Origin of the sequence: Burkholderia arboris (assembly GCF_038723655.1) — a bacterium.
GTDB classification, from domain to species: Bacteria; Pseudomonadota; Gammaproteobacteria; order Burkholderiales; family Burkholderiaceae; genus Burkholderia; species Burkholderia arboris.
On record NZ_CP109823.1, the window covers coordinates 962,149 to 982,150 of the forward strand.

Annotated in this window: 16 protein-coding genes; 6 read left to right on the plus strand and 10 right to left on the minus strand. The window is 65.9% G+C overall.

The window, feature by feature from the left end:
* Positions 1–17: 17 nt before the first annotated feature.
* Positions 18–659, minus strand: coding sequence for an HD domain-containing protein (locus OHZ10_RS36845; protein ID WP_059241069.1), 642 nt, complete (start codon positions 657–659; stop codon positions 18–20).
* A gap of 173 nt (positions 660–832) precedes the next feature.
* Between OHZ10_RS36845 and OHZ10_RS36850 the strand changes: the two genes are divergently transcribed.
* The 3 genes from OHZ10_RS36850 (at position 833) to OHZ10_RS36860 (ending at position 3,379) form a co-directional block, all read left to right on the plus strand.
* Complete coding sequence (locus OHZ10_RS36850) at positions 833–1,798, plus strand: GlxA family transcriptional regulator (RefSeq protein WP_174994618.1); 966 nt, start codon at positions 833–835, stop codon at positions 1,796–1,798.
* Between the two features lie 284 nt (positions 1,799–2,082).
* The gene (locus tag OHZ10_RS36855; protein WP_059241071.1) at positions 2,083–2,394 is read left to right on the plus strand and encodes a DUF4148 domain-containing protein; all 312 of its coding nucleotides are present in this window, start codon (positions 2,083–2,085) and stop codon (positions 2,392–2,394) included.
* A gap of 265 nt (positions 2,395–2,659) precedes the next feature.
* Positions 2,660–3,379, plus strand: coding sequence for a dienelactone hydrolase family protein (locus OHZ10_RS36860; protein ID WP_342706154.1), 720 nt, complete (start codon positions 2,660–2,662; stop codon positions 3,377–3,379).
* 111 nt (positions 3,380–3,490) lie between these two features.
* Here OHZ10_RS36860 and OHZ10_RS36865 read toward each other — a convergent pair whose 3' ends face one another.
* The 4 genes from OHZ10_RS36865 to OHZ10_RS36880 all read right to left on the minus strand — a co-directional run bounded on the left by OHZ10_RS36865 (position 3,491) and on the right by OHZ10_RS36880 (position 10,586).
* A complete protein-coding gene (locus tag OHZ10_RS36865) occupies positions 3,491–5,011 on the minus strand; it encodes an efflux transporter outer membrane subunit (RefSeq protein WP_342706155.1) in 1,521 nt (506 codons plus the stop codon).
* A 2-nt stretch (positions 5,012–5,013) separates the two neighbouring features.
* On the minus strand, positions 5,014–8,205 hold the full coding sequence (locus OHZ10_RS36870) for an efflux RND transporter permease subunit (protein ID WP_342706156.1): 3,192 nt from the start codon (positions 8,203–8,205) through the stop codon (positions 5,014–5,016).
* Between the two features lie 15 nt (positions 8,206–8,220).
* A complete protein-coding gene (locus OHZ10_RS36875; protein WP_059241075.1) occupies positions 8,221–9,474 on the minus strand; it encodes an efflux RND transporter periplasmic adaptor subunit in 1,254 nt (417 codons plus the stop codon).
* A gap of 230 nt (positions 9,475–9,704) precedes the next feature.
* A complete protein-coding gene (locus OHZ10_RS36880; protein ID WP_342706157.1) occupies positions 9,705–10,586 on the minus strand; it encodes a LysR family transcriptional regulator in 882 nt (293 codons plus the stop codon).
* Positions 10,587–11,179: 593 nt separating this feature from the next.
* Between OHZ10_RS36880 and OHZ10_RS36885 the strand changes: the two genes are divergently transcribed.
* Positions 11,180–12,160 (plus strand): AraC family transcriptional regulator, encoded by a 981-nt coding sequence (locus tag OHZ10_RS36885; protein WP_342706158.1) that lies wholly within the window; start codon positions 11,180–11,182, stop codon positions 12,158–12,160.
* A gap of 6 nt (positions 12,161–12,166) precedes the next feature.
* Here the strand turns inward: OHZ10_RS36885 and OHZ10_RS36890 are convergent, their stop codons facing one another.
* Entirely contained in the window at positions 12,167–12,289 is a 123-nt protein-coding gene (locus OHZ10_RS36890; protein WP_342706159.1) for a hypothetical protein, read from the minus strand.
* A 12-nt stretch (positions 12,290–12,301) separates the two neighbouring features.
* On the opposite strand from OHZ10_RS36890, the gene OHZ10_RS36895 reads away from it, so the two are divergent.
* Positions 12,302–12,496, plus strand: coding sequence for a hypothetical protein (locus OHZ10_RS36895; protein ID WP_342706160.1), 195 nt, complete (start codon positions 12,302–12,304; stop codon positions 12,494–12,496).
* 27 nt (positions 12,497–12,523) lie between these two features.
* Here the strand turns inward: OHZ10_RS36895 and OHZ10_RS36900 are convergent, their stop codons facing one another.
* From OHZ10_RS36900 to OHZ10_RS36910, 3 genes are all read right to left on the minus strand, one after another.
* A complete protein-coding gene (locus OHZ10_RS36900; RefSeq protein ID WP_059241079.1) occupies positions 12,524–13,495 on the minus strand; it encodes a sulfonate ABC transporter substrate-binding protein in 972 nt (323 codons plus the stop codon).
* A 268-nt stretch (positions 13,496–13,763) separates the two neighbouring features.
* Entirely contained in the window at positions 13,764–14,714 is a 951-nt protein-coding gene (locus OHZ10_RS36905; RefSeq protein WP_059241080.1) for a LysR family transcriptional regulator, read from the minus strand.
* A gap of 302 nt (positions 14,715–15,016) precedes the next feature.
* Entirely contained in the window at positions 15,017–16,315 is a 1,299-nt protein-coding gene (locus OHZ10_RS36910; protein ID WP_059241081.1) for an adenylosuccinate synthase, read from the minus strand.
* A 140-nt stretch (positions 16,316–16,455) separates the two neighbouring features.
* Between OHZ10_RS36910 and gcvA the strand changes: the two genes are divergently transcribed.
* Complete coding sequence (gene gcvA, locus OHZ10_RS36915) at positions 16,456–17,361, plus strand: transcriptional regulator GcvA (RefSeq protein ID WP_342706161.1); 906 nt, start codon at positions 16,456–16,458, stop codon at positions 17,359–17,361.
* A 153-nt stretch (positions 17,362–17,514) separates the two neighbouring features.
* Here the strand turns inward: gcvA and OHZ10_RS36920 are convergent, their stop codons facing one another.
* Positions 17,515–17,829: a DUF4148 domain-containing protein gene (locus OHZ10_RS36920; RefSeq protein WP_155627314.1), complete on the minus strand. Its 315-nt coding sequence runs from the start codon at positions 17,827–17,829 to the stop codon at positions 17,515–17,517.
* Positions 17,830–20,002: the final 2,173 nt, after the last annotated feature.

Genomic DNA, 20,002 nt, shown 5'->3' on the forward strand with positions numbered 1-20,002 from the left:
CGGCCGGTCGTCCGCGGTCAGCCGGCCCACGCGGACGCCCGGATCACGCTGCAGAAGTTGCCGGCATGGAAATGCGGATCCTTGTCCGCGAGCACGTCGGCCTTCACGTTGCCGAACGTCGTGCCGGGCTTGTGCCTGATTCCGTCGTAGAACGCCTGGATGATGTCCTCCTTGAAATGCGGCGTGCGCGGATGCGCACGCACGACCGCTTCGCGCTCGACCTCGCTGTATTCCGGATACGTCAGGCCCAGGACGTCCATCTCGACACCCGCCGTGACCAGCGCAACGACCGGATGCATGTGTTGCGGAATGCCGGGCGTGGTGTGCAGCGCGATCGAGGTCCACACGACATCGATGTCCTGTTGCGAAATCCCCTTGTCCTTCAGGAAATCGCGGGCGGCGTTGGCGCCGTCTACTTCGAAGCGCTCGCATGCGCTGCTGTGGCGGTGAGTGAGCCCCATGTCATGGAACATGCAGCCGCAGTAGAGCAGCTCGGGATCGTACGTGAGCCCGCGCCGCTGGCCCGCCAGCGCCGCGAAATAGAACACGCGGCTCGAGTGGTGGAACAGCAGCTCGGACTCGGTATCGCGCACGAGCTCGGTAATCTCGCGCGTCAGCCGCGTATCGGGAAGGGTGATGCCGGCAACGTTCACAGTCATGATCGACCTCCATTGAAGACACCCTCGATTCTCCGGAGTCCGATAGCTGTCTCCAATAGACGTGTTACGCCATATCCTGCCATTTCGCGCGACGGACGGACACGGTGCCTGCGCGCCGAAAGGCGCAGCCCTATACTGCTACGCATCACGTTCGACACAACACGCAACCGATCATGCCGAAGGTCGTGGGGATTTTCGCCGTTCCGGGCGTCCAGCTGCTCGACGTCTCCGCGCCGCTCGACGTGTTCGCGCAGGCGAACGCCGAATGCGGCAAGCCGTTCTATGCGCTGCGGATCATCGCGTGCGGGCCCGGTCCGATCCGCAGTTCGTCCGGCGCACGATTGCTGCCCGACTGGATCGCGCCCGACATCCCGGAGCGCATCGACACGCTGCTGGTCGCCGGCGCGCCGAATGCCGGCCAGGTCACGCTGCGTACCGACGTCCTCGCGTGGCTGCGCTCGGCGGCCGTGCAAAGCCGGCGCTACGGCTCGATCTGCACCGGCGCATTCGTCCTCGCGGCCACCGGCCTGCTGAAAGGGCGCCACCTGACCACGCACTGGGCCGCCGCCGACGCGCTCGCCGAAGCCTATCCGTCGCTCGTCGTCGACGCCGACGCGCTGTATGTGCGCGACGGCAAGCTGCGCACCGGCGCCGGCGTCACGGCCGGGCTCGATCTCGCGCTCGCGCTGGTCGAGGAAGATCTCGGCCGCGAGATCGCGCGGCGCGTCGCCGCGCAACTGGTGATGTTCTTCAAGCGCCCGGGCGGGCAACTCCAGTTCAGCCGCAAGGGCGAGGCGCGCCCCGCCGGGCGGTCGGTGCTGCAGGAAGTCCAGCGCTGGATCGCCGCGCATCCGGAACGCGAGCATTCGGTCGCCGCGCTGGCGAAGCATGCGGGCATGAGCCCGCGCCACTTCGCGCGGCTGTTCCGCGCGGAAGTCGGCATGACGCCGGCCGCGTGGGTCGAGGCGACCCGCATCTCGGCCGCCCGCCAGTTGCTCGAAAACGGTCACGACACGCCGAAGCAGGTCGCCGCGAAATGCGGCTTCGCGAACGTCGACACGCTCAGGCGGTCGTTCACCCGGCACGTCGGGATCACGCCGGCGGAATACCGGAAGCGGCAAGCCGTCCTGGCTGCGTGACGCACAGCAGGCGATGCCGGCGCCGCATCCATTTACTTCGGAATGCGATTCACCTTCCTGCTCCACCTCGGCAGTCCGATCGACGGGACCGCTCCCCAAAGGTCGGGCCTGCCGTCCGGCCGCCCCGAAATAATCAGACAAAATACCCGCGTGCGGATCGTATACCCAGTTGCAATAATGATTCGCTGCAACGCCTATTTCCGGCCGGTAACGCGATCGCTACGATGCAATCAACCGCTGAACGCAACAAGCGAAGCGAGAAATCAACAGAACCGGAGGTCATCATGAAGTCGTTCATCACCGCTGTCGTCGCCGCAACCGCCCTGTCCGCCTCGTACGGCGCATTCGCTCAATCGAACCCGTCGGGCCAGCTGACGCGTGCCCAGGTCCGAGCTGAACTCGTCCAGCTCGAACAGGCCGGCTACAAGCCCGAAGTCTCCGATCAGTACTACCCGCGCGCGCTGCAGACCGCCCAGGCCCGCGTGACGAACGGCGACGAAACCGGTTACGGCGTGCAAGCTGCCGCCGGCGTGCGCGCCGGCCGCGCGATCGCGGTCAAGCAGGACGGCCGCGATTCCGTCTATTTCGGCCAGTAAGCCGGACCCGCAAACGCGTATTCCGATACGCGCGCGGCACACGTGGCACCCCGCTCCCGTTCATCGGGGCGGGGTGTTGGCTTTTGGGGCGCCCGCTCCCGGCGCCGGCCGCATGCGGCACGGCACGGTTCACGCAAGCCGCCGGTGTTTGCGCATAGAATGGCCGCGTGGTCGGCGTCGGCCGTCACGCACGCGGGCTGAATCGCGACGCTCGCCGGCCGGCCCGATGCCGCACTCAGCGCATTTTTCGAAAAGGAGCGGTTTCATGTCTCAAACATCCGGTTCCATGATCACGTTTCGCCGCCCTGACGGCCAGGAACTGCAGGGCTATCTCGCCACGCCGGCACAGACCGAAGGCGCGCCCGCGGTCGTCGTCATCCAGGAATGGTGGGGGCTGAACGACCAGATCCGCGGCGTCGCCGATCGCCTCGCGCGCTGCGGTTACATCGCGCTCGTGCCCGACCTGTATCGCGGCAAGTCGACGGTCGAGGAAGAAGAAGCGCACCACCTGATGACGGGGCTCGATTTCGGCGATGCCGCATCGCAGGACATTCCCGGCGCGGTCACGTATCTGAAGACACTGGCATCGCGTGTCGCGGTGACGGGCTACTGCATGGGCGGCGCCCTCACGCTGCTGTCGCTGCAGTACGCCGATGCGGACGCGGGCGTCATCTGGTACGGCCTGCCGCCGCTCGACTACATCGATCCGGCCAAGCTCAAGGTGCCGCTGATGGGTCACTGGGCGACGCAGGATGCGTTCTTCGCGATCGATCAGGTCGATGCCCTGGAGAAGAAGCTGACCGATGCGAAGGTCGGGTTGGAATTCCATCGCTATCTCGCGCATCACGCGTTCGCGAACGAAACGGCCGTCGGCCCCGGCCGCATCGCCGGTACGCAGTTCGATCCGGTCTGGTCGCAAATGGCCTGGGATCGCACGCTCACGTTCCTCGGTCGTACGCTCTGGACGAAACAGCGGGTAACGTAACGCCCCGCTGCCCGCCGGGCAGCCATGCAAAAGAAAACGCCACGGACGCAAATCCGTGGCGTTTTCTTTTTGCGTACAGCCGGTTCGACGGGCACCGGCCCTTCCTTGCGCTTACCCGTTCGTCGCCGCCGCCGGAGCGGCCGCCTTGTCGTAGTCGACCGGTGCATCCGGCGCGCGCGGCGTCTCGCCGGCGCGCTGGACCCACCCGCCGCCCAGGGCGCGGTACAGGTCGACCAGGTTCGTCCAGCGCGCCAGACGCGCGCTGATCAGCGTCTGCTGCGCCGAGTACAGGTCCGTCTGCGCGGTCAGCACCGACAGGTAGCTGTCGACGCCGTTCTTGTAACGCAGGTCCGACAGATCGAAACGGCGCTGCTGCGCGTGCTCGTTGCGCTCCAGCGCCGCGATCTGCTGGTCGTACGTGCCGCGTGCGGCCAGGCCATCCGACACTTCGCGGAACGCCGACTGGATCGCCTTCTCGTAGTTCGCGATCTCGATGCGCTTCTGCACGTGCGCAAGATCGAGGTTCGCGATGTTCGCGCCGCCCTCGAAGATCGGCAGTGCGATGTTCGGCGCAAACGACCACGCCGCCGTGCCGGCCTTGAACAGGCCGCCCAGCGTCGGGCTCGCGGTGCCGAACGCCGCCGTCAGCGAGATCTTCGGGAAGAACGCCGCACGCGCCGCGCCGATGTTCGCGTTCGCGGCCAGCAGCGTCTGCTCGGCCTGCATCACGTCCGGACGGCGCGTGAGCAGATCCGACGGCAACCCGGACGGCACGTCCGTCAGCAGGTTCTGCGCGTCGAGCGGCATGCCCGCCGGCAGGTCGTCCGGCAGCGGCTCGCCGATCAGCAGCACCAGCGCGTTCAGCGCCTGTGCGCGGGCACGCGCCTGCGCCTGCTGGTTTGCAAGCGCCGTCTCGACCACCGTCTGCGCCTGACGCAGCTCGAGCTCGGAGCCCGTGCCGTTGTCGAACTGCAGCTTGGTCAGGTCGTACTGCGCCTGAGCGGACTTCAGCGTGTTCTCCGTGACCTGCAGCAGGTCGTCGGTCGACAGCAGCGTCAGGTATTGATCCGCCACCTGCGACACCAGCGAGATCTCCGACGCCTGCCGCGCATACGCGGTCGACAGGTACTGCGCGAGCGCCTGGTCCTTCAGGCTCTGCACGCGGCCGAACAGGTCGAGTTCCCACGATGCGGACAGCCCGACGTTGTAGCTGCGCGTGATCAGCGGCTGCTGCGTCGTCGACACACCGGCCGGCAGGCGCTGGATGTTGCCCGTGCCCGTACCGTTGAGCGTCGGGAACAGGCCCGCGCGCGTGATCTGGTACTGCGCGCGCGCCGCCTCGATGTTCAGCACCGACACGCGCAGGTCGCGGTTGTTCTTCAGCGCGATCTCGATCAGCCGCTGCAGGCGCGGATCGACGAAGAATTCGCGCCAGCCGATGGCGGTCGCCGCCTGGCCGTTCGCGCTGCGCGCGCCGGCCGCACCCGGCTGCGTCGCGTAGACGCCGCCGGCCGGGTACGCCTGCGCGACGGGTGCGTCGGGCCGCTTGTAATGCGGCGCCATCGTGCAGCCCGTGGCAAGGAGCGCGGCGGCCAGTGCGACCGCGGTTGCAGTCAAAGCGTGTTTTTGCATCGTTACTGCCCCTTCGAATCGTGTGCGTCGCCGTGACCGCGCTGCAGGTCGCCCTGCACGAGACGCCATGCGTCGTCGACGTTTTCCGTCTCGCCGCTGAAGATCGCGCGAACCCGCACGAAGAACATCGGGATCATGAAGATCGCGAGGAACGTCGCCGTGATCATCCCGCCGATCACGCCGGTGCCGATCGCGTGCTGGCTCGCCGAGCCCGCGCCGTTGCTGATCGCGAGCGGCAGCACGCCCAGCATGAACGCGAGCGACGTCATCAGGATCGGACGCAGCCGCAGGCGCGCCGCCTCGATCGCCGCCCGCACCGGCCCCATGTTCCCGCTCGCTTGCAGCTCGCGCGCGAACTCGACGATCAGGATCGCGTTCTTCGCGGACAAGCCCACCGTGGTCAACAGGCCAACCTGGAAGAACACGTCGTTCTCGAGGCCGCGCAACATCGTCGCGAGCAGCGCGCCGACCACGCCGAGCGGCACGACCATGATCACCGAGAACGGGATCGACCAGCTTTCATACAGCGCCGCGAGACACAGGAACACGACGAGGATCGAGATCGCATACAGGATCGGCGCCTGCGAACCCGACTGGATTTCCTGGAACGACAGGCCCGTCCACGAATAGCCGATGCCTTCCGGCAGCTTGCTCGCGAGCGCTTCCATCGCGGCCATCGCCTGACCGGTCGACTTGCCTTCCGAGGCCTGCCCCTGGATCTCGATCGACGACACGCCGTTGTAACGCTCGAGCTTCGGCGAACCGTAGATCCAGTGACCGGTCGAGAACGCGCTGAACGGCACCATCCCGCCCGCGCTGTTGCGCACGTACCAGATGTTCATGTCTTCCGGCGTCATCCGGAACGGCGCGTCCGACTGCACGTAGACCTTCTTGATCCGGCCATCGGTATCGAGAAAGTTGTTCACGTACTGCGACGCCCACGCGATCGAGAACGTCTGGTCGATCGCGGCGGCCGTCACGCCGAGCGCATTCGCCTTCTCGCGGTCGATGTCGACCTTGTACTGCGGCGTATCGTTCAGGCCGTTCGGGCGCACCAGCGCCAGTGCAGGATCCTTCGACGCCATCCCGAGCAACTGGCCGCGCGCGGCCATCAGCGCATCGTGGCCGAGACCGGCGTTGTCCGTCAGCTCGAAGTCGAAGCCGGCAGCCGTACCGAGTTCGGGAATCGACGGCGGATTGAACGGGATCACCATCGCGTCCTTGTACGTCGAGTAGTGCGCGAAAGTCCGGCCGATCAGCGCCTGGACCTTCTGGTCCGAACGCTGGCGGTGCTCGTACGGTTTCAGCTTCACGAACACGAGGCCCGCATTCTGGCCGCGGCCCGCGAAGCTGAAGCCGTTGACCGTGAACACCGAGTCGACCACATCCTTCTCGGCGGTCGTCAGGTACGTGTTGATGTTGTCGAGCGTCTTGCCGGTCGTTTCCTGCGTGGAACCGGACGGCGTCTGCACGATCATGAACATGTAGCCCTGGTCTTCATCGGGCAGGAACGACTTCGGCAGGCGCGCGAACATCACGCCGACCGCGATGAACACGGCCAGGTAGATCACGAGCCAGCGGCCCGAGCGCCGGATCACGTGGTTCACGCCACCCGTATAGCGATCGCGACTGCGGTCGAAGGTCCGGTTGAACCAGCCGAAGAAGCCCTTCTTCTCTTCGTGATGCCCCTTCGGGATCGGCTTCAGGATCGTCGCGCACAAGGCCGGCGTCAGAATCAACGCGACGAGCACCGACAGCACCATCGCCGACACGATCGTCAGCGAGAACTGACGATAGATCGCGCCAACCGAGCCGCCCGAGAACGCCACCGGCACGAACACCGCCGACAGCACGAGCGCCACGCCGACGAGTGCGCCGGTGATCTGGCCCATCGCCTTGCGGGTCGCCTCCTTCGGTGACAAGCCCTCCTCCGCCATCACCCGCTCGACGTTCTCCACCACCACGATCGCATCGTCGACCAGCAAGCCGATCGCGAGCACGAGGCCGAACATCGACAGCGTGTTGATCGAGAAGCCCGCGAGTCCCATGATCGCGAACGTGCCGAGCAGCACCACCGGCACCGCGATCGTCGGGATGATCGTCGCGCGCAGGTTCTGCAGGAACAGGTACATCACGAGGAACACGAGCACGATACCTTCGAGCAGCGTCTTGACCACTTCCTCGATCGACAGGCGCACGAACGGCGTCGTGTCATACGGGTAGTGCACGACCAGACCGTGCGGAAAGTACTTCGACAGCTCGGCGATCTTGACCCGCAGCGCGGTCGCGGTGGCCAGCGCGTTCGCGCCGGTCGCAAGCTGGATGCCGAGGCCGGCCGTCGGCTGCCCCATGTACTTCGTATCGAACGTGTAGTTCTCCGAACCCAACGCCGCACGGCCGACATCCTTCAGCCGGACCTGCGAGCCGTCCTGGTTGACCTTCAGCAGGATGTTGCCGAACTGTTCGGGCGTGCGCAGCAGCGTCGATTCGGTGATCGTCGCCTGCAGCATCGTGCCCGGCTTGGCCGGCGTGCCGCCGATCTGGCCGCCCGCGATCTGCACGTTCTGCTGCGTGATCGCAGTCGATACGTCGATCGGCGTGAGGCCGTAGTTCGTCAGGCGGGTCGGGTCGAGCCAGATCCGCATCGAGAACTGCGAACCGAGCAGCAGCGTCTGGCCGACGCCGTTCACACGGCTCAGCGGATCGAGCACGTGCGAAGCCACGTAGTTCGTCAGGTCCTCCTTCGACATGTTGCCGTCCTCGGAGTTGAACGCGAACCACATCAGCCAGTTGCTGCTCGACTTCGTGACCTGCATGCCGAGCTGCTGCACGACCTGCGGCAGGTTCGGCGTCGCGAGCGACAGCTTGTTCTGCACCTGCACCTGCGCGACGTCCGGATTCGTGCCGGGCGAGAAGGTCAGCGTGATCGTCGCGTTGCCCGAGTCGTCACTCGTCGACGACATGTACAGGAAGTTGTCGAGACCGCTCATCTGCTGCTCGATCACCTGCGTCACCGTGTCTTCCACCGTCTTCGCGGAAGCGCCCGGATAGTTCGCCTGGATCTGGATCGTCGGCGGTGCGATCGTCGGATACTGCGCGATCGGCATCTTGAAGATCGATGCGACGCCGGCCAGCATCAGCACGATCGCGATCACCCACGCGAAGATCGGGCGATCGATAAAGAACTTGGCCATGAAACGGACTCCCTGTTATTGCGCGACCGACGCGGCGGCCGCACTCGCTGCAGCATGGGTGGCGGTACTCGCCGGCGCTGCGCTTGCCGGTGTGGCGGAGGCGGCAGCACCCGATGCGGCGTCGGCCGCCGGTGCGAGCTGCGCGGCAACCGTCTTCACGGTCGCACCCGGGCGCACCTTGTCGACGCCCTGCACGATCACGTGATCGCCCGCTTGCAGACCGCCTTCGACGATCCAGTCCTGCCCGTAGGTGCCGGTCGTCGTCAGCGGACGCGTCTCGACCTTGTTGGCCGCGTTCACGACCAATGCGATTGCCTGCCCCTTCTGGTCATGCGTGACGCCGATCTGCGGCACCAGGAACGCGTTCTCGTTCACGCCTTCCTCGATCCGTGCGCGCACGAACATCCCCGGCAGGAGCACACGGCCCGGGTTCGGGAAGATCGCGCGGATCGTCACCGAGCCGGTGGTCTGGTCGACCGTCACGTCCGAGAACTGCAGCTTGCCCGCTTCCGGGTAGGTCTTGCCGTCTTCCAGGATCAGCGACACCTTCACAGCGCCCGGGCCGCTCGTCTTCAGGCGGCCGCTTTGCACGTCCTGGCGCAGCTTCAGGCCGTCGAGGCTCGACTGCGTGAGGTCGACGTACACCGGATCGAGCTGCTGCACGGTCGACATCAGCGTGGCCTGGCTTGCCTGCACGTACGCACCCGGCGTCACCTGCGAAATGCCGACACGTCCCGAGACCGGCGACACGACATCGGTGTAGCCGAGATTGATCTGTGCGGTATCGACTGCCGCCTTGCCGGCTGCGACGTCCGCGGCAGCCTGCCCTTGCGTGGCCACCGCGTTGTCGTAGTCCTGCTTGCTGACCGCGTTCGCCGCGACCAATACCTTGTAGCGCGCGACCAGCGCGTTCTGCGTGACGAGGTTCGCCTGCGCCCTCGCGAGTGTCGCCTTCGCGCTGTTCAGCGCGGCGACGTACGGCGCCGGATCGATCTTGTACAGACGCTGACCGGCCTTGACGTCGGTGCCTTCGGTGAATTCACGGCGCAGCACGATGCCGTCGACCCGTGCGCGCACCTGCGCGACGAGGAACGCACTGGTGCGGCCCGGCAGTTCGGTTAGCGCCGGCACGGCTTGCGGCTGGACGGTGACGACGCCGACTTCCGGCGTTTGCGGCGGTGGCGCCGATTCTTTTTTCCCGCATGCGGCCAGGAAAACGGCGGCCGTTGCGGCAGTGATTAAGCGGTATGGAACCCGTTCGACGCGCATGGAGCGACCTCTCACAAATAGACGACCTTCAATGGGAATCACCAGATCTCCTCACGGCCTGCATGCGCGGGCGGAATGCCGTCGCTTCCGGTCCGCCACCCATGCGGGCGATTGCTTCGGGTGTGCGTTGCACCCTGCGGAGCGTTCGTTTGCCGAACTGCTTCCGAAAAAAGGAACGGCGCGCCCGCGGCCCCGGTGGGCACGGGTTGCCGTGGCGGCCAGCGGGGCCGCTAGCGCGCGGGCCGGAACGCGGCGCCGGCGAATTCGATGAACGCGCGCGCGGCGGCCGGCAAATGCGCGGCACGCGCATGCGCGAGCTTCAGCGTGACGGGCGCGAGCGGGCGGACCGGTGCGATACACACCAGCGTGCCGGCCGCCAGATCGGCGTCGACGAGATACGCGGGCAACACGGCCGCGCCCATGCCGGCCACAGCCAGCCGTCGCGCCATCTCGAGATGGCCGACGCCCGCATTGCCGGGCACCGTGCCCGGTCGAAACGCGGCCGCAGGGCCGTCGTCGGTCGCCGGCAATTCGAGCCGCACGGTCGCAAGGTCCGGCCAGTCGCCCGACGCAGCCGCGCCACCGTGCGCAGCGACGTAACCCGGCGCCGCGACGCGCACGGATTCGTACGCGGCCAGCGTATGCAGCGCATGCGCACCGGACACCGGCATGCCGTCGGTCAGGAACGCGACGTCGATGTCCTCGGCGGTCAGGTCGACGTGCGCATCGGTCAGCGTCACGGTCGGCCGCACGTCCGGAAACAGGTGCACGAAACGATCGAGCAACGCACTCAACTGGCTGAGCCCGAACGCGACCGGCGCAGCCACGCGCAATGGGCCTTCCGGCTTGCTGCCCATCGCGACGAAACGGCCGTCGATCTCGTCGATCGCACCGAGAATCTGCTCGACGCGCGCGAGATACAGCTCGCCGATTTCCGTCAGCGACTGGTGGCTGGTGCTGCGTTGAAGCAGGCGCGCGCCAAGGCGCGTCTCGAGCGCATCGACCAGCCGGCTCGCCATCGCCGTCGATACGCGCAGCCGCGTCGCCGCCCGGCGAAACCCGCCTTCCCTTGCCACCGTCACGAATGCCCGAATCGATTGAAGTTGGTCCATTTGTCCGGATTCCCTGCGCGGACGGCTGCCTTTATGCCTGCATCCGACGCTGCGCCGCCGCCGGCCCGCATCGGCCCGGCCAATGCAGCGGCACCGACGCCGGGTCAACCGGGTCGGACGGCACGCTCGCGGCAAGCACGCACCGGCATGCAACGGACGCAAGCCGGCCTCGGCTGGCCCGATGCACGATCATTCGATAGCAGTCCTGAGTCTTTTCCAGCGGTTCGCGGCGGCGACGCGCACGGCAGCGCCGACGGCGCCCGCGCATCATGCGGCGGTCCTGCCCGGATCCTCCGGACGCGCTGGAATACATTTCCTTCAGCAGGTGCAATGGTATGAAAACCGCCGGGAAATGGCTTGCCCGATCCTGCGATTGTTTTGCCTTAATTTCCGAATTTGTGCGCTGCACACCACGCAACGACGGGCGATACGGTCGCCAACCCTGCAGGTCCGGATGATCGGGCTAATTTCGGACAGGTTTAGGCAATCCCGCGCACGCGACTGGCCGTACGATGTGACCGCCGCACCTGCGCCCGACCGGGAATCGCAGTCGCGCGCATTGCATCGCTCACTCCGCCAACTGCTCACGCAACATGGAAATCGACGCCCGAACGCCACTGCAACCGCGCACCGCGCCTGGTCACGACCGCCGGTCGCCGGCCCGGCCGCCCGCGGCCCGGCTCGCGGCACTGATCGCCGCGTACGCGCCGCACGACGGGTCGTTCGACCTCCCGGTGCGCGGCATGCGCATCTCGCGCGCATCCGTCGCGCCCCCGCAGTGGAACCACGGCGTGCACCACGCGTGCCTGAGCATCGTCGGGCAAGGCGCGAAGTCGATGCGGGTCGGCGACGACACCTATGCGATCGACGAAGCGCGGATGCTGGTCGCGACGGCCGACGTGCCCGTCACCGGCCGCGTGACGCGCGCGAACCCGGCCGAGCCGTTCCTTTACGCCCAGCTCGAACTCGATCCGGTGCGCATCGCGGTGCTCACGCCGCTTGTCTTTCCGTGCGGGCTACCGAAAACCGTCGACTACGGCGCGCTCGACACGCTCGACGCGACGCCGGAAATCGTCGACGCCGTCGCGCGGTTGATGCAGCTGATCGCGCAACCGGACGACCTCGACCTGATCGCGCCGCTGATCCTCGACGAAATCCTCATTCGGTTGCTGCGCGGCCCGTCGGGCGCGCGCGTCGCGCAAGTCGGCGAGGCCGGTTCGACGACGCAGCGCATCTCGCGCGCCGTCGCGTGGATTCGCGACCATTACCTCGATCCGATGACGGTCGACTCGCTCGCGCGACAGGTGGACATGAGCCCGTCGACCTTCCACCACCACTTCCGTGCGGTGACGTCGATGAGCCCGTTGCAATGCCAGAAGGTGCTGCGGCTGCAGGAGGCGCGCCGCCTGATGTGCGTAGCGGCGATGGACGCGCGGCAGGCGTGCCGCAGCGTCGGCTATGTGAGCGCGTCGCAGTTCAGCCGCGAATACGCGCGGCTGTTCGGCGATGCGCCGGGCCGCGACGTCGCGAGACTGCGCGGCGCGGCGGTGCCGCTGTCGCGCGTCGTGCCGTAGGCCGCTTCACGTGCGGCACGTGCGCGAGCGCGCAGCGCCCTTCTTCCCGCCGGCGTTCGCCCGCTCGGCCTGCACGGCTTCGCCGACGCAGCGCACGCAATAGTCGGCGAACGACGCGAGCTGGGTCACGCCAACTGCGCAATGCCGCACGCGCGGCAGCGGGTCGCGCACAAGGGGATGATGCTCGCGGCGAAGACGATGGCCACGACCGCGATCGACCTGCTCGGCGCACCCCACACGCTCGCCAGCGCAAAGGCGGAACCGCTCGAGCGGCGCGGCGGCCGGCCATACGTGTGCCCGATTCCGGACGACGTCGCCTTGCCGTTCCGCCGCTAAGCATGTCGTGCCGCGCCGGTTGTGCCATCAAGCGAGCGTGGGCGGCGCAGCCTGGCTGACGTCGACACGTTTCGGCAGGATGCCGGCCTGGTAGAACACATCCGCGATCCGCTGCTGGTACGCAAGCGTGTCGCGCGTGACAGGCTCGACGCCGAAGCGCGCGCGGCGAAATGCGAGTGCGACGGCCGGTTCCGGAATCCCCCAGAGTTTCGAGAACTCGGCCGCGCCCTGCGCGCGGTTCGCATCGAGCCAGCGCTGAACGGCCGTCAATTCCGACACGGCGACGTCGAGCACGTCGGCATTGTGCTGCGCATACGTGCGCGAAGCGAAGTAATAGCCGCGATTCTCGACAAGCCCCGACCCGTCCGCGACGATGCGCGCACCGAACGCCTGCTGGACCACCGCGAGGAACGGATCCCAGATGATCCACGCATCGACCGAACGGTTCTCGAATGCGGCGCGCGCATCGGACGGCGACAGCCAGACCGGCGTGACATCCGCATAGTTGAGCTTCGCGGCCTGCAGCAGCCGGACCAGCAGGAAGTGCGTATTCGATCCCTTCACCAGTGCGATGCGCTTGCCGCGCAGGTCTGCAAAGGTCTTGACCGGCGAATCCTTCGGGACGATCAGTGCCTCGGCCGCGGGGCCCGACGGCGTTTGTGCGTAATAGACGAGCGGTGCACCGGCCGCGAGCGCGAAGATCGGCGGCGCTTCGCCGACATCGCCGAAATCGATCGATCCCGCGTTCAATGCCTCGAGCTGCGGCGGGCCCGACGGGAACTCGGTCCACGTGACGTTCACGCCGAGCGTCGCGAGCTTGCCCTGCAGCGTGCCGCGCGCCTTCAGCAGGCTGAGCGGCCCTTTCTGATAGCCGATGCGCAACGTTCGTGTGCCGGCCGCACCGGCCCATGCCAGGCCCGGATGCACAGCGGCGCCTGCCGCAATCGCCAGGCCGGCATGAAGGAGCCGGCGGCGGGTTCTGGAGTGTCGATCTGCCATGTCGTTTATGGTTCGAAGGAGTGGGCGCGGATGGACGCGCGCATGCGATGAAGCAGGTCGAACCGATTCTAGAGGGTTGCTGCCGCACGCCGAACCAACGATGTTCGATATCGAAAGCAAGCGCTTTCATAAGGCCGGGCCGGTGGCACCGGCATCGTTTCCCGGGCCGGTCCTGCATACGTAGCCGGCGCCGGCCTTTCGTACAGGACTACAGATTATTTTCACCTGTCAGGCGAGGCGGCGCACTTGTGCGCCGGCCGTGCCCGAATCAGGTATTGCGTGACGCGCAGGACGCGTTCAGCGCCGCCTCGTCGGCAGCCAGCTTCTCGGGTACGAATTCGCGCAGGAAATCGACGAACGTGCGGATCTTCGCATCGAGATACTGACGCGACGCGTACAGTGTGTAGACCGTCAGCTTCTGCAACCGATAGTCGGGCAACACGCGCACCAGTGCACCGCTCGCCAGCGCGGGCAGCGCGGACGACATCGGCAGCGAGCCGATCCCGAGGCCCGAGCGCAATGCGAGGCCCAGCGCATCGGCGATGTTCACCTGGAAGTCGGCCAACGGCAGGTCGAATGTCTCGTGTCCGTCCGGACCGTCGAGGTGCCAGCGATCGCGCGGGAACACCGGCGTGACCATCTGCAGGCACGCATGTCCTTCGAGTTCGCGCACCGTGCGCGGCGTACCGTGCGCCTTCAGATAGTCAGGCGCTGCGCACAGCACGCTGTGCACTTCGCCGAGCCGCTGCGACACCAGCCCGGAATCGGGCAGCTCCGTCGTACTCAACTGCAGCGACACGTCATAGCCTTCGTCGATGATGTCAGGCACGTGCTGCGACAGCGTCAGCTCGACTGCAACCGACGGATAACGCTCGCGATAGCGCACGACGGCGGGCACCACATAGGCCTGGCCGAAACTCGTCGTCGCGTGGACATGCAGCCGCCCGGACGGCTTCGCCTGTGCGTCGGCCGCCTCGGCTTCCGCTTCGTCGATATAGCCGAGGATGCGCTGGCAGCGGTCGAGATAGCGCTGCCCGGCGTCGGTCAGCGCAATGCGGCGCGTGCTGCGGTTGAGCAGACGCGTGCGCAGATGCGTTTCGAGCTGCGCGACCGAGCGCGACGCGTAGGCCGTCGTGATGTCCAGGCGCTGGGCCGCGCTCGTGAAGCTGCCCTCCTCCGCGACCCGGACGAAAATGCGCATCATCTGTAACGTGTCCATCGACCTGTCCCCGGGATTGAGATCACGTCGCGCCGCCGTGCGGCCAGGGTGCCGGCGGCGCCGGCACGGGCCGGTCTGGCGCGAATTGTGCGGAACAGTACCGCAGCGTTGCAGGCGTGTCCAGTTCGCCGTACACGATGTGATCCGGATGCCGAAACGTGCCGTGAAACCGCGCGGCGCGCGGCGTCGCGGCAGGCATGGATGCGGCCGGACGGGCCGACCGGCAAACGGCATCGGGTCGGCAAAAACTACCCGCCGGCCACGATGCCGCGCCGTCATTTACGTCCGTCCTGACTCGCGCGTCATGCAGTGACCGCCGCATCGAACGGATTGCGCAGCACGATCGTGTCGTCGCGTTCCGCGCCGGTCGTGATCATCGACACCGGTGTGCCCGCGACGGCTTCGATGCGCGCGATGAAATCCTGCGCGGCGCGCGGCAGTGCCGCACGCTCGCGCACGCCCTTCACGGTGCCTTGCCAGCCGTCGAACCGTTCGTAAACCGGCGTCGCACGCGACTGAGCCTCGAGGCTCGCGGGCAGATGGTCGACCCGAGCACCGTCGAGTTCGTAGCCGACGCACAGCGCGATCGACTCGAAACCGTCGAGCACGTCGAGCTTGGTAAGCGCCAGTGAATCGATGCCCGAGATCCTGACGGCCTGGCGCAGTTGCGCGGCATCGAGCCAGCCGCAGCGGCGCGGCCGGCCCGTGTTGACACCGAACTCCTGTCCGCGCGCACGCAGCGTTTCGCCGGTGGCGTCGGTCAGCTCGGTAAGGAACGGGCCGCCGCCGACACGCGTCGCATAGGCTTTGGTCACACCCAGCACGTGGCCGAGCTTCGACGCACCGAGGCCCGTGCCGGCCGCCGCGGCCGATGCCACGGTGCCCGACGACGTCACGAACGGATACGTGCCCCAGTCGATATCCAGCATCACGGCCTGCGAGCCCTCGAACAGGATGCGCTCGCCGCGATCGGTTGCATCGTTGAGGTCGGCCCAGACGGGGCGCACGAACGGCAGGATCTTCGGTGCAAGCGCGACCAGCGTCGCCAGCATCGCGTCGCGGTCTTGCTCGTCGAGACCCAGGCCGCGGAACCACGCGTTGTGGTGATCGACGAGCCCGTCGAGCTTCGCGGCCAGCCGGCCCGGCTCCGCGAGATCGCCGACGCGCAGCCCGCGACGCCCGACCTTGTCTTCGTAGGCCGGCCCGATCCCGCGCAGCGTGGTGCCGATGGGCTCGCGGCGCAAGCGCTCCTGCGCCTGGTCGATCGCACGGTGAATCGGCAGTACCAGCGTCGCGTTCTCGGCGATCGACAGGTTGTCCGGCGTCACCGACAGCCCGAGCTCGGCCATCCGCGCGATTTCCGCGAGCAGCGCTTCCGGATCGAGCGCGACGCCGTTGCCGATCACGCCGCGCTTGCCGCGCACGACGCCGCTCGGCAGCAGCGCGAGCTTGTACGTCTTGCCACCGACGACCAGCGTGTGGCCCGCGTTGTGGCCGCCGTTGTATCGTGCGACGAGATCGGCCTGGGCCGCCAGCCAGTCCACGACGCGCCCCTTGCCTTCGTCGCCCCATTGGGCACCCACTACCACCACGTTCGGCATGCTCCGCACTCCATGTGAGAAATTCAGACACTTGTTCGGCCGATCCGGCCGTTTGTGTGCCATATTGGCGGAGCTGGATCGCCCGATCAAACGATTAAACCTGAACCTTCGTGTGAATAAAAATCACACGAAACGATGCAATGGCCCGACGACTTCCTCCGTTGAATTCGCTGCGCGCGTTCGAAGCCGCCGCGCGGCTCGGCAGCTTCACGCTGGCCGCCGACGAGCTGTGCGTCACGCACGGCGCGATCAGCCGGCACGTGCAGCAACTGGAAGCGTGGCTCGGGCGGTCGCTGTTCGAACGCCACAACCGGCGCGTCGAGCTGACCGACAGCGGCCGTGCGTACCTCGCCGAAGTCGGCGCATCGTTCGACCGGATCGCGCTCGCCACCGCGCAGCACTTCGGCCACGCGCAGCAGCGCGTGCTGCGCGTCAGCGCGCCCGCGACGTTCTCGCTGCGCTGGCTCGTGCCGAAGCTGTCGTCGTTCCAGGTCGCCCATCCGGCGATCGAGGTGCGATTGTCGACGTCGAACGAACCGATCGATAAATTGCGCGACAAGGTCGACCTGATCGTTCGCGGCGGCCCTCAGGCCATCGACGGGTACGTCGCGGAGGAATTCCTGTCCGAAGTGCGGCTGCCGGTGTGTGCACCGAAATTGCTGGAGAGCCGCCGGCTGGATACGCCCACCGATCTCGCCGGCTTCACGCTGCTGCACGCGGCAACCTATCCCGGCATGTGGCCGGAGTGGCTCGCGGCAGCCGGGCATCCGAATCTCGTGCCGCGCCACTCGCTCACGCTCGAGCATTTCTACCTGACGCTGCAAGGTGCGCTCGACGGGCTGGGTGTCGCGATGGGGCCGATCGCGCTCGTCGCGGACGACATCGCCGAAGGCCGGCTCGTGCAGCCGTTCAGCGAACCGGCGCTGCCGCCGTGGCGCTACTTCACGTATGTGGCCTCCGCACGCGCGGATGACGACACCGTGCGTGCCTTCAAGGACTGGCTGAAAGTAGCGGGAAATTCAACTGCGCCGGGCGGACGGCACTGACCGCATCTGGATGCCGGCTTTACACGCCCACAATATGCAGGATACCGAATCAAATGAGGCGGATGTACGACACGTGTCTGGCTTCGTGCCTCGCGTGATCGCGACACACGCGGCAAGCCGCGGATCGAACCGTGGCTTGCCGCCGGACGACGCTTACTGGCTTGCTGCAGCGCCGGCTTTCTTCTCTGCGTTCTGCAGGTTCTGCGGGTAGTTCGGATCGTTGGCGGCCGGCTTGTAACCGGCGTCTTCGAGTTTCTTCAATTCGGCAGTGTTCTTCGCACGCGCGGCCTTGTGCTCGGCCTTGCGTTTGGCCCTGGCCGCCTTGCGCGCTTCGCTCTTCGCTGCCTTGGCGTCCTGCGCAGCAGGTGCGCTGGCGGCGTCGGTCTGTGCAAACGCAGGAACGGCCGAGCCGAACAGGAAAGCGACTGCGGTAGCAGCCAGCGCGAGTTTTCTGATCTGAATTTGCATCGCTGAACTCTCTTTTTTGATGACTATCACGGATTGAAAAACCATCGAGATACCGCCCCTGTCCCGATCGGCCGTCGTGTCGCGATCAGGACCTGTGCATCATAACCGTGTCTCAAAAAATATGGCGCCAACGTGATGACGGAATTGGGGATACACGTATGGGAGGCAAAGCGGCTTCTACGCCGCCGGCGCGTCACACAGACCGCAACCATGCATCGCACGCGTTGGCGACGAGAACCGTCACGCGCAGGGCGATGTAACGCGTCGATGGCTGTTTCACAGGTGGCGATGTCAACGCGCACATGGGTGACGTGAGCGTTACCGCGCATACGCGATCACCGCTGCAGCAATCAACCTGTGCGCAACGCTATCGATCGATGTGGCTCGAGCGACCGTTTCTCCCATAAACGGTCACGATTCGGTTCGTCAGGTTACCGCGACAGTGACGTCGTGTTGCAGCGGCGTGCCGGAATTCATCGTCAACCGATTGCAGCGCTGCGATACGGATGGCTACCTGTGGAGGAACGGCTCGCCGTGGGCAGGTATGTCTGATGAAAATGAACGCGCTGCCCGTGAGGTGAAGATCCCGACCGTCAACTCTTCACGAAGGCGTCAATGCCTTGCACGAACGCGCGATGCTCTTGACGGTGACCTCCGCACGGCAGTGAAGCCACGACAAGACTCGCCCGTCCGTGCGGCCGTGCTTGCCATCCGCATCGCATGCGACACGCCCATGCCACAGGCTTTTCATTTGATCCCGTCGACGATCACGTATCCGGACGCCGCCGCGCTCGTCACAGCTTGCCGATTCCTTGGGCTTCGACTGATCGGTGAGATCTTACGGGATCCGGCTTCTTCGGAAGGTGAGCATGTTCGGGATCGTCGCCGGATTCGATCATGGTGAGCTTCGTCACCCACGGCATCTTCACGTCTGCGCGCAACGACCTCGAGATCGGCCAGGGAGCCTCGCGATCTGTGCGGCGGCATCTCGACACCCGATTCGTTTCCGGACGGTCTCGTGAGTCTCTCGTGGCGCCTCAGCGTCACAGCTTCGCTCCTCGATTGATCCAAAGGTAGAAAACCTGACGGCCGTGGGGTGGCAAAGCAGGTCGAGGCGATTTCCTTTGTGCACAGTCCACAGGCTAAATTTGGCGAGAAGCGTCGACGGGTGATCGACAAAAAACTTGTCTACAGATGCGGCAGCGCGAGTACAAAAATCCATTCGCGGGCAGTCCGGGATGATTTCGAACTGCCGTGGGGGAGCCTGACGTGATCCGCTCGTCCGGTTGCAGATCTGTTCCTGCGGTCGATCACAGCATCCGGGGTACGTGCGGCGCCCGTTTTTCGGTCCCATAAACGGGAACCTGTACGTCGAATTGGGGGATTTCCTCCCATAAGTTTCTACGTTTGGCTGTTTGTGAGTGGGTACTCACCTCCTCTGAGCACCCTGTCGGGCCTGATTCCTTGATGGATCAAGGCGCCAAGCCGGTGTTCACCAGGCCTGAATCGCAGGATCGGGGGGCTTGCCGGACCACAAACGTCCCACATGGGTAGCGGTTTATGGGGTTCGTCTTTCTGTGGAAGCACACGTGTGTTTACATCTTTGGTAAACCACGTTTACTTCTTTAACTACTTTTAGACGGCTCACAGCCTTGCCTGACAAGGCTTTGAGGGGTGTTCGGTACCCATTTATGGGAGCACAGGTGGAAGGGTTTGGGGTTTCAGGTCTGTGGATTTGGGGATTCGGGTACCGCGTTGTGGGGAATCAGGGTTGTGGATATGGGGTGAGCGTAGCCGGTTATGGGAAATCAGCCGTGAATCGCATTGGGTAGTCATCTATGGGAGCGCATGAAGGTAGCCTTTTATGGGGGGCTTTTCTTGATCCGTAAGTGCCTGCCCGCACAGGGATTTTTTTCAGGGAGCCGTGTATGGGGAATATCAAAGGTACCAGTTTATGGGTGGCGATTCGGGGCCTACTATGGTGTTTCGGTGGAATGTCCGAAGGACGGTTCCCCATGGACAGGATCGATGCCACAGAAAGGTAGCCTGTTGTGGGGACACGGAATGGTTGTCGCTTATGGGAGTGATTTCTACCTCCCAGGTGGAAAATCACACCGCTGACGAAGCCGAAACGTGTCGACAGGTACCCTCTTATGGGAATCGTTGAAGGTAG

Coding starts and splice junctions, on each gene's coding strand:
- OHZ10_RS36870 (WP_342706156.1), bottom strand. CDS start 8,205: ATGGCCAAGTTCTTTATCGATCGCCCGATCTTCGCGTGGGTGATCGCG.
- gcvA (WP_342706161.1), top strand. CDS start 16,456: ATGGCCCGACGACTTCCTCCGTTGAATTCGCTGCGCGCGTTCGAAGCC.
- OHZ10_RS36910 (WP_059241081.1), bottom strand. CDS start 16,315: ATGCCGAACGTGGTGGTAGTGGGTGCCCAATGGGGCGACGAAGGCAAG.
- OHZ10_RS36845 (WP_059241069.1), bottom strand. CDS start 659: ATGACTGTGAACGTTGCCGGCATCACCCTTCCCGATACGCGGCTGACG.
- OHZ10_RS36875 (WP_059241075.1), bottom strand. CDS start 9,474: ATGCGCGTCGAACGGGTTCCATACCGCTTAATCACTGCCGCAACGGCC.
- OHZ10_RS36855 (WP_059241071.1), top strand. CDS start 2,083: ATGAAGTCGTTCATCACCGCTGTCGTCGCCGCAACCGCCCTGTCCGCC.
- OHZ10_RS36895 (WP_342706160.1), top strand. CDS start 12,302: ATGCCGCACGCGCGGCAGCGGGTCGCGCACAAGGGGATGATGCTCGCG.
- OHZ10_RS36885 (WP_342706158.1), top strand. CDS start 11,180: ATGGAAATCGACGCCCGAACGCCACTGCAACCGCGCACCGCGCCTGGT.
- OHZ10_RS36865 (WP_342706155.1), bottom strand. CDS start 5,011: ATGCAAAAACACGCTTTGACTGCAACCGCGGTCGCACTGGCCGCCGCG.
- OHZ10_RS36900 (WP_059241079.1), bottom strand. CDS start 13,495: ATGGCAGATCGACACTCCAGAACCCGCCGCCGGCTCCTTCATGCCGGC.
- OHZ10_RS36905 (WP_059241080.1), bottom strand. CDS start 14,714: ATGGACACGTTACAGATGATGCGCATTTTCGTCCGGGTCGCGGAGGAG.
- OHZ10_RS36920 (WP_155627314.1), bottom strand. CDS start 17,829: ATGCAAATTCAGATCAGAAAACTCGCGCTGGCTGCTACCGCAGTCGCT.
- OHZ10_RS36860 (WP_342706154.1), top strand. CDS start 2,660: ATGTCTCAAACATCCGGTTCCATGATCACGTTTCGCCGCCCTGACGGC.
- OHZ10_RS36850 (WP_174994618.1), top strand. CDS start 833: ATGCCGAAGGTCGTGGGGATTTTCGCCGTTCCGGGCGTCCAGCTGCTC.
- OHZ10_RS36880 (WP_342706157.1), bottom strand. CDS start 10,586: ATGGACCAACTTCAATCGATTCGGGCATTCGTGACGGTGGCAAGGGAA.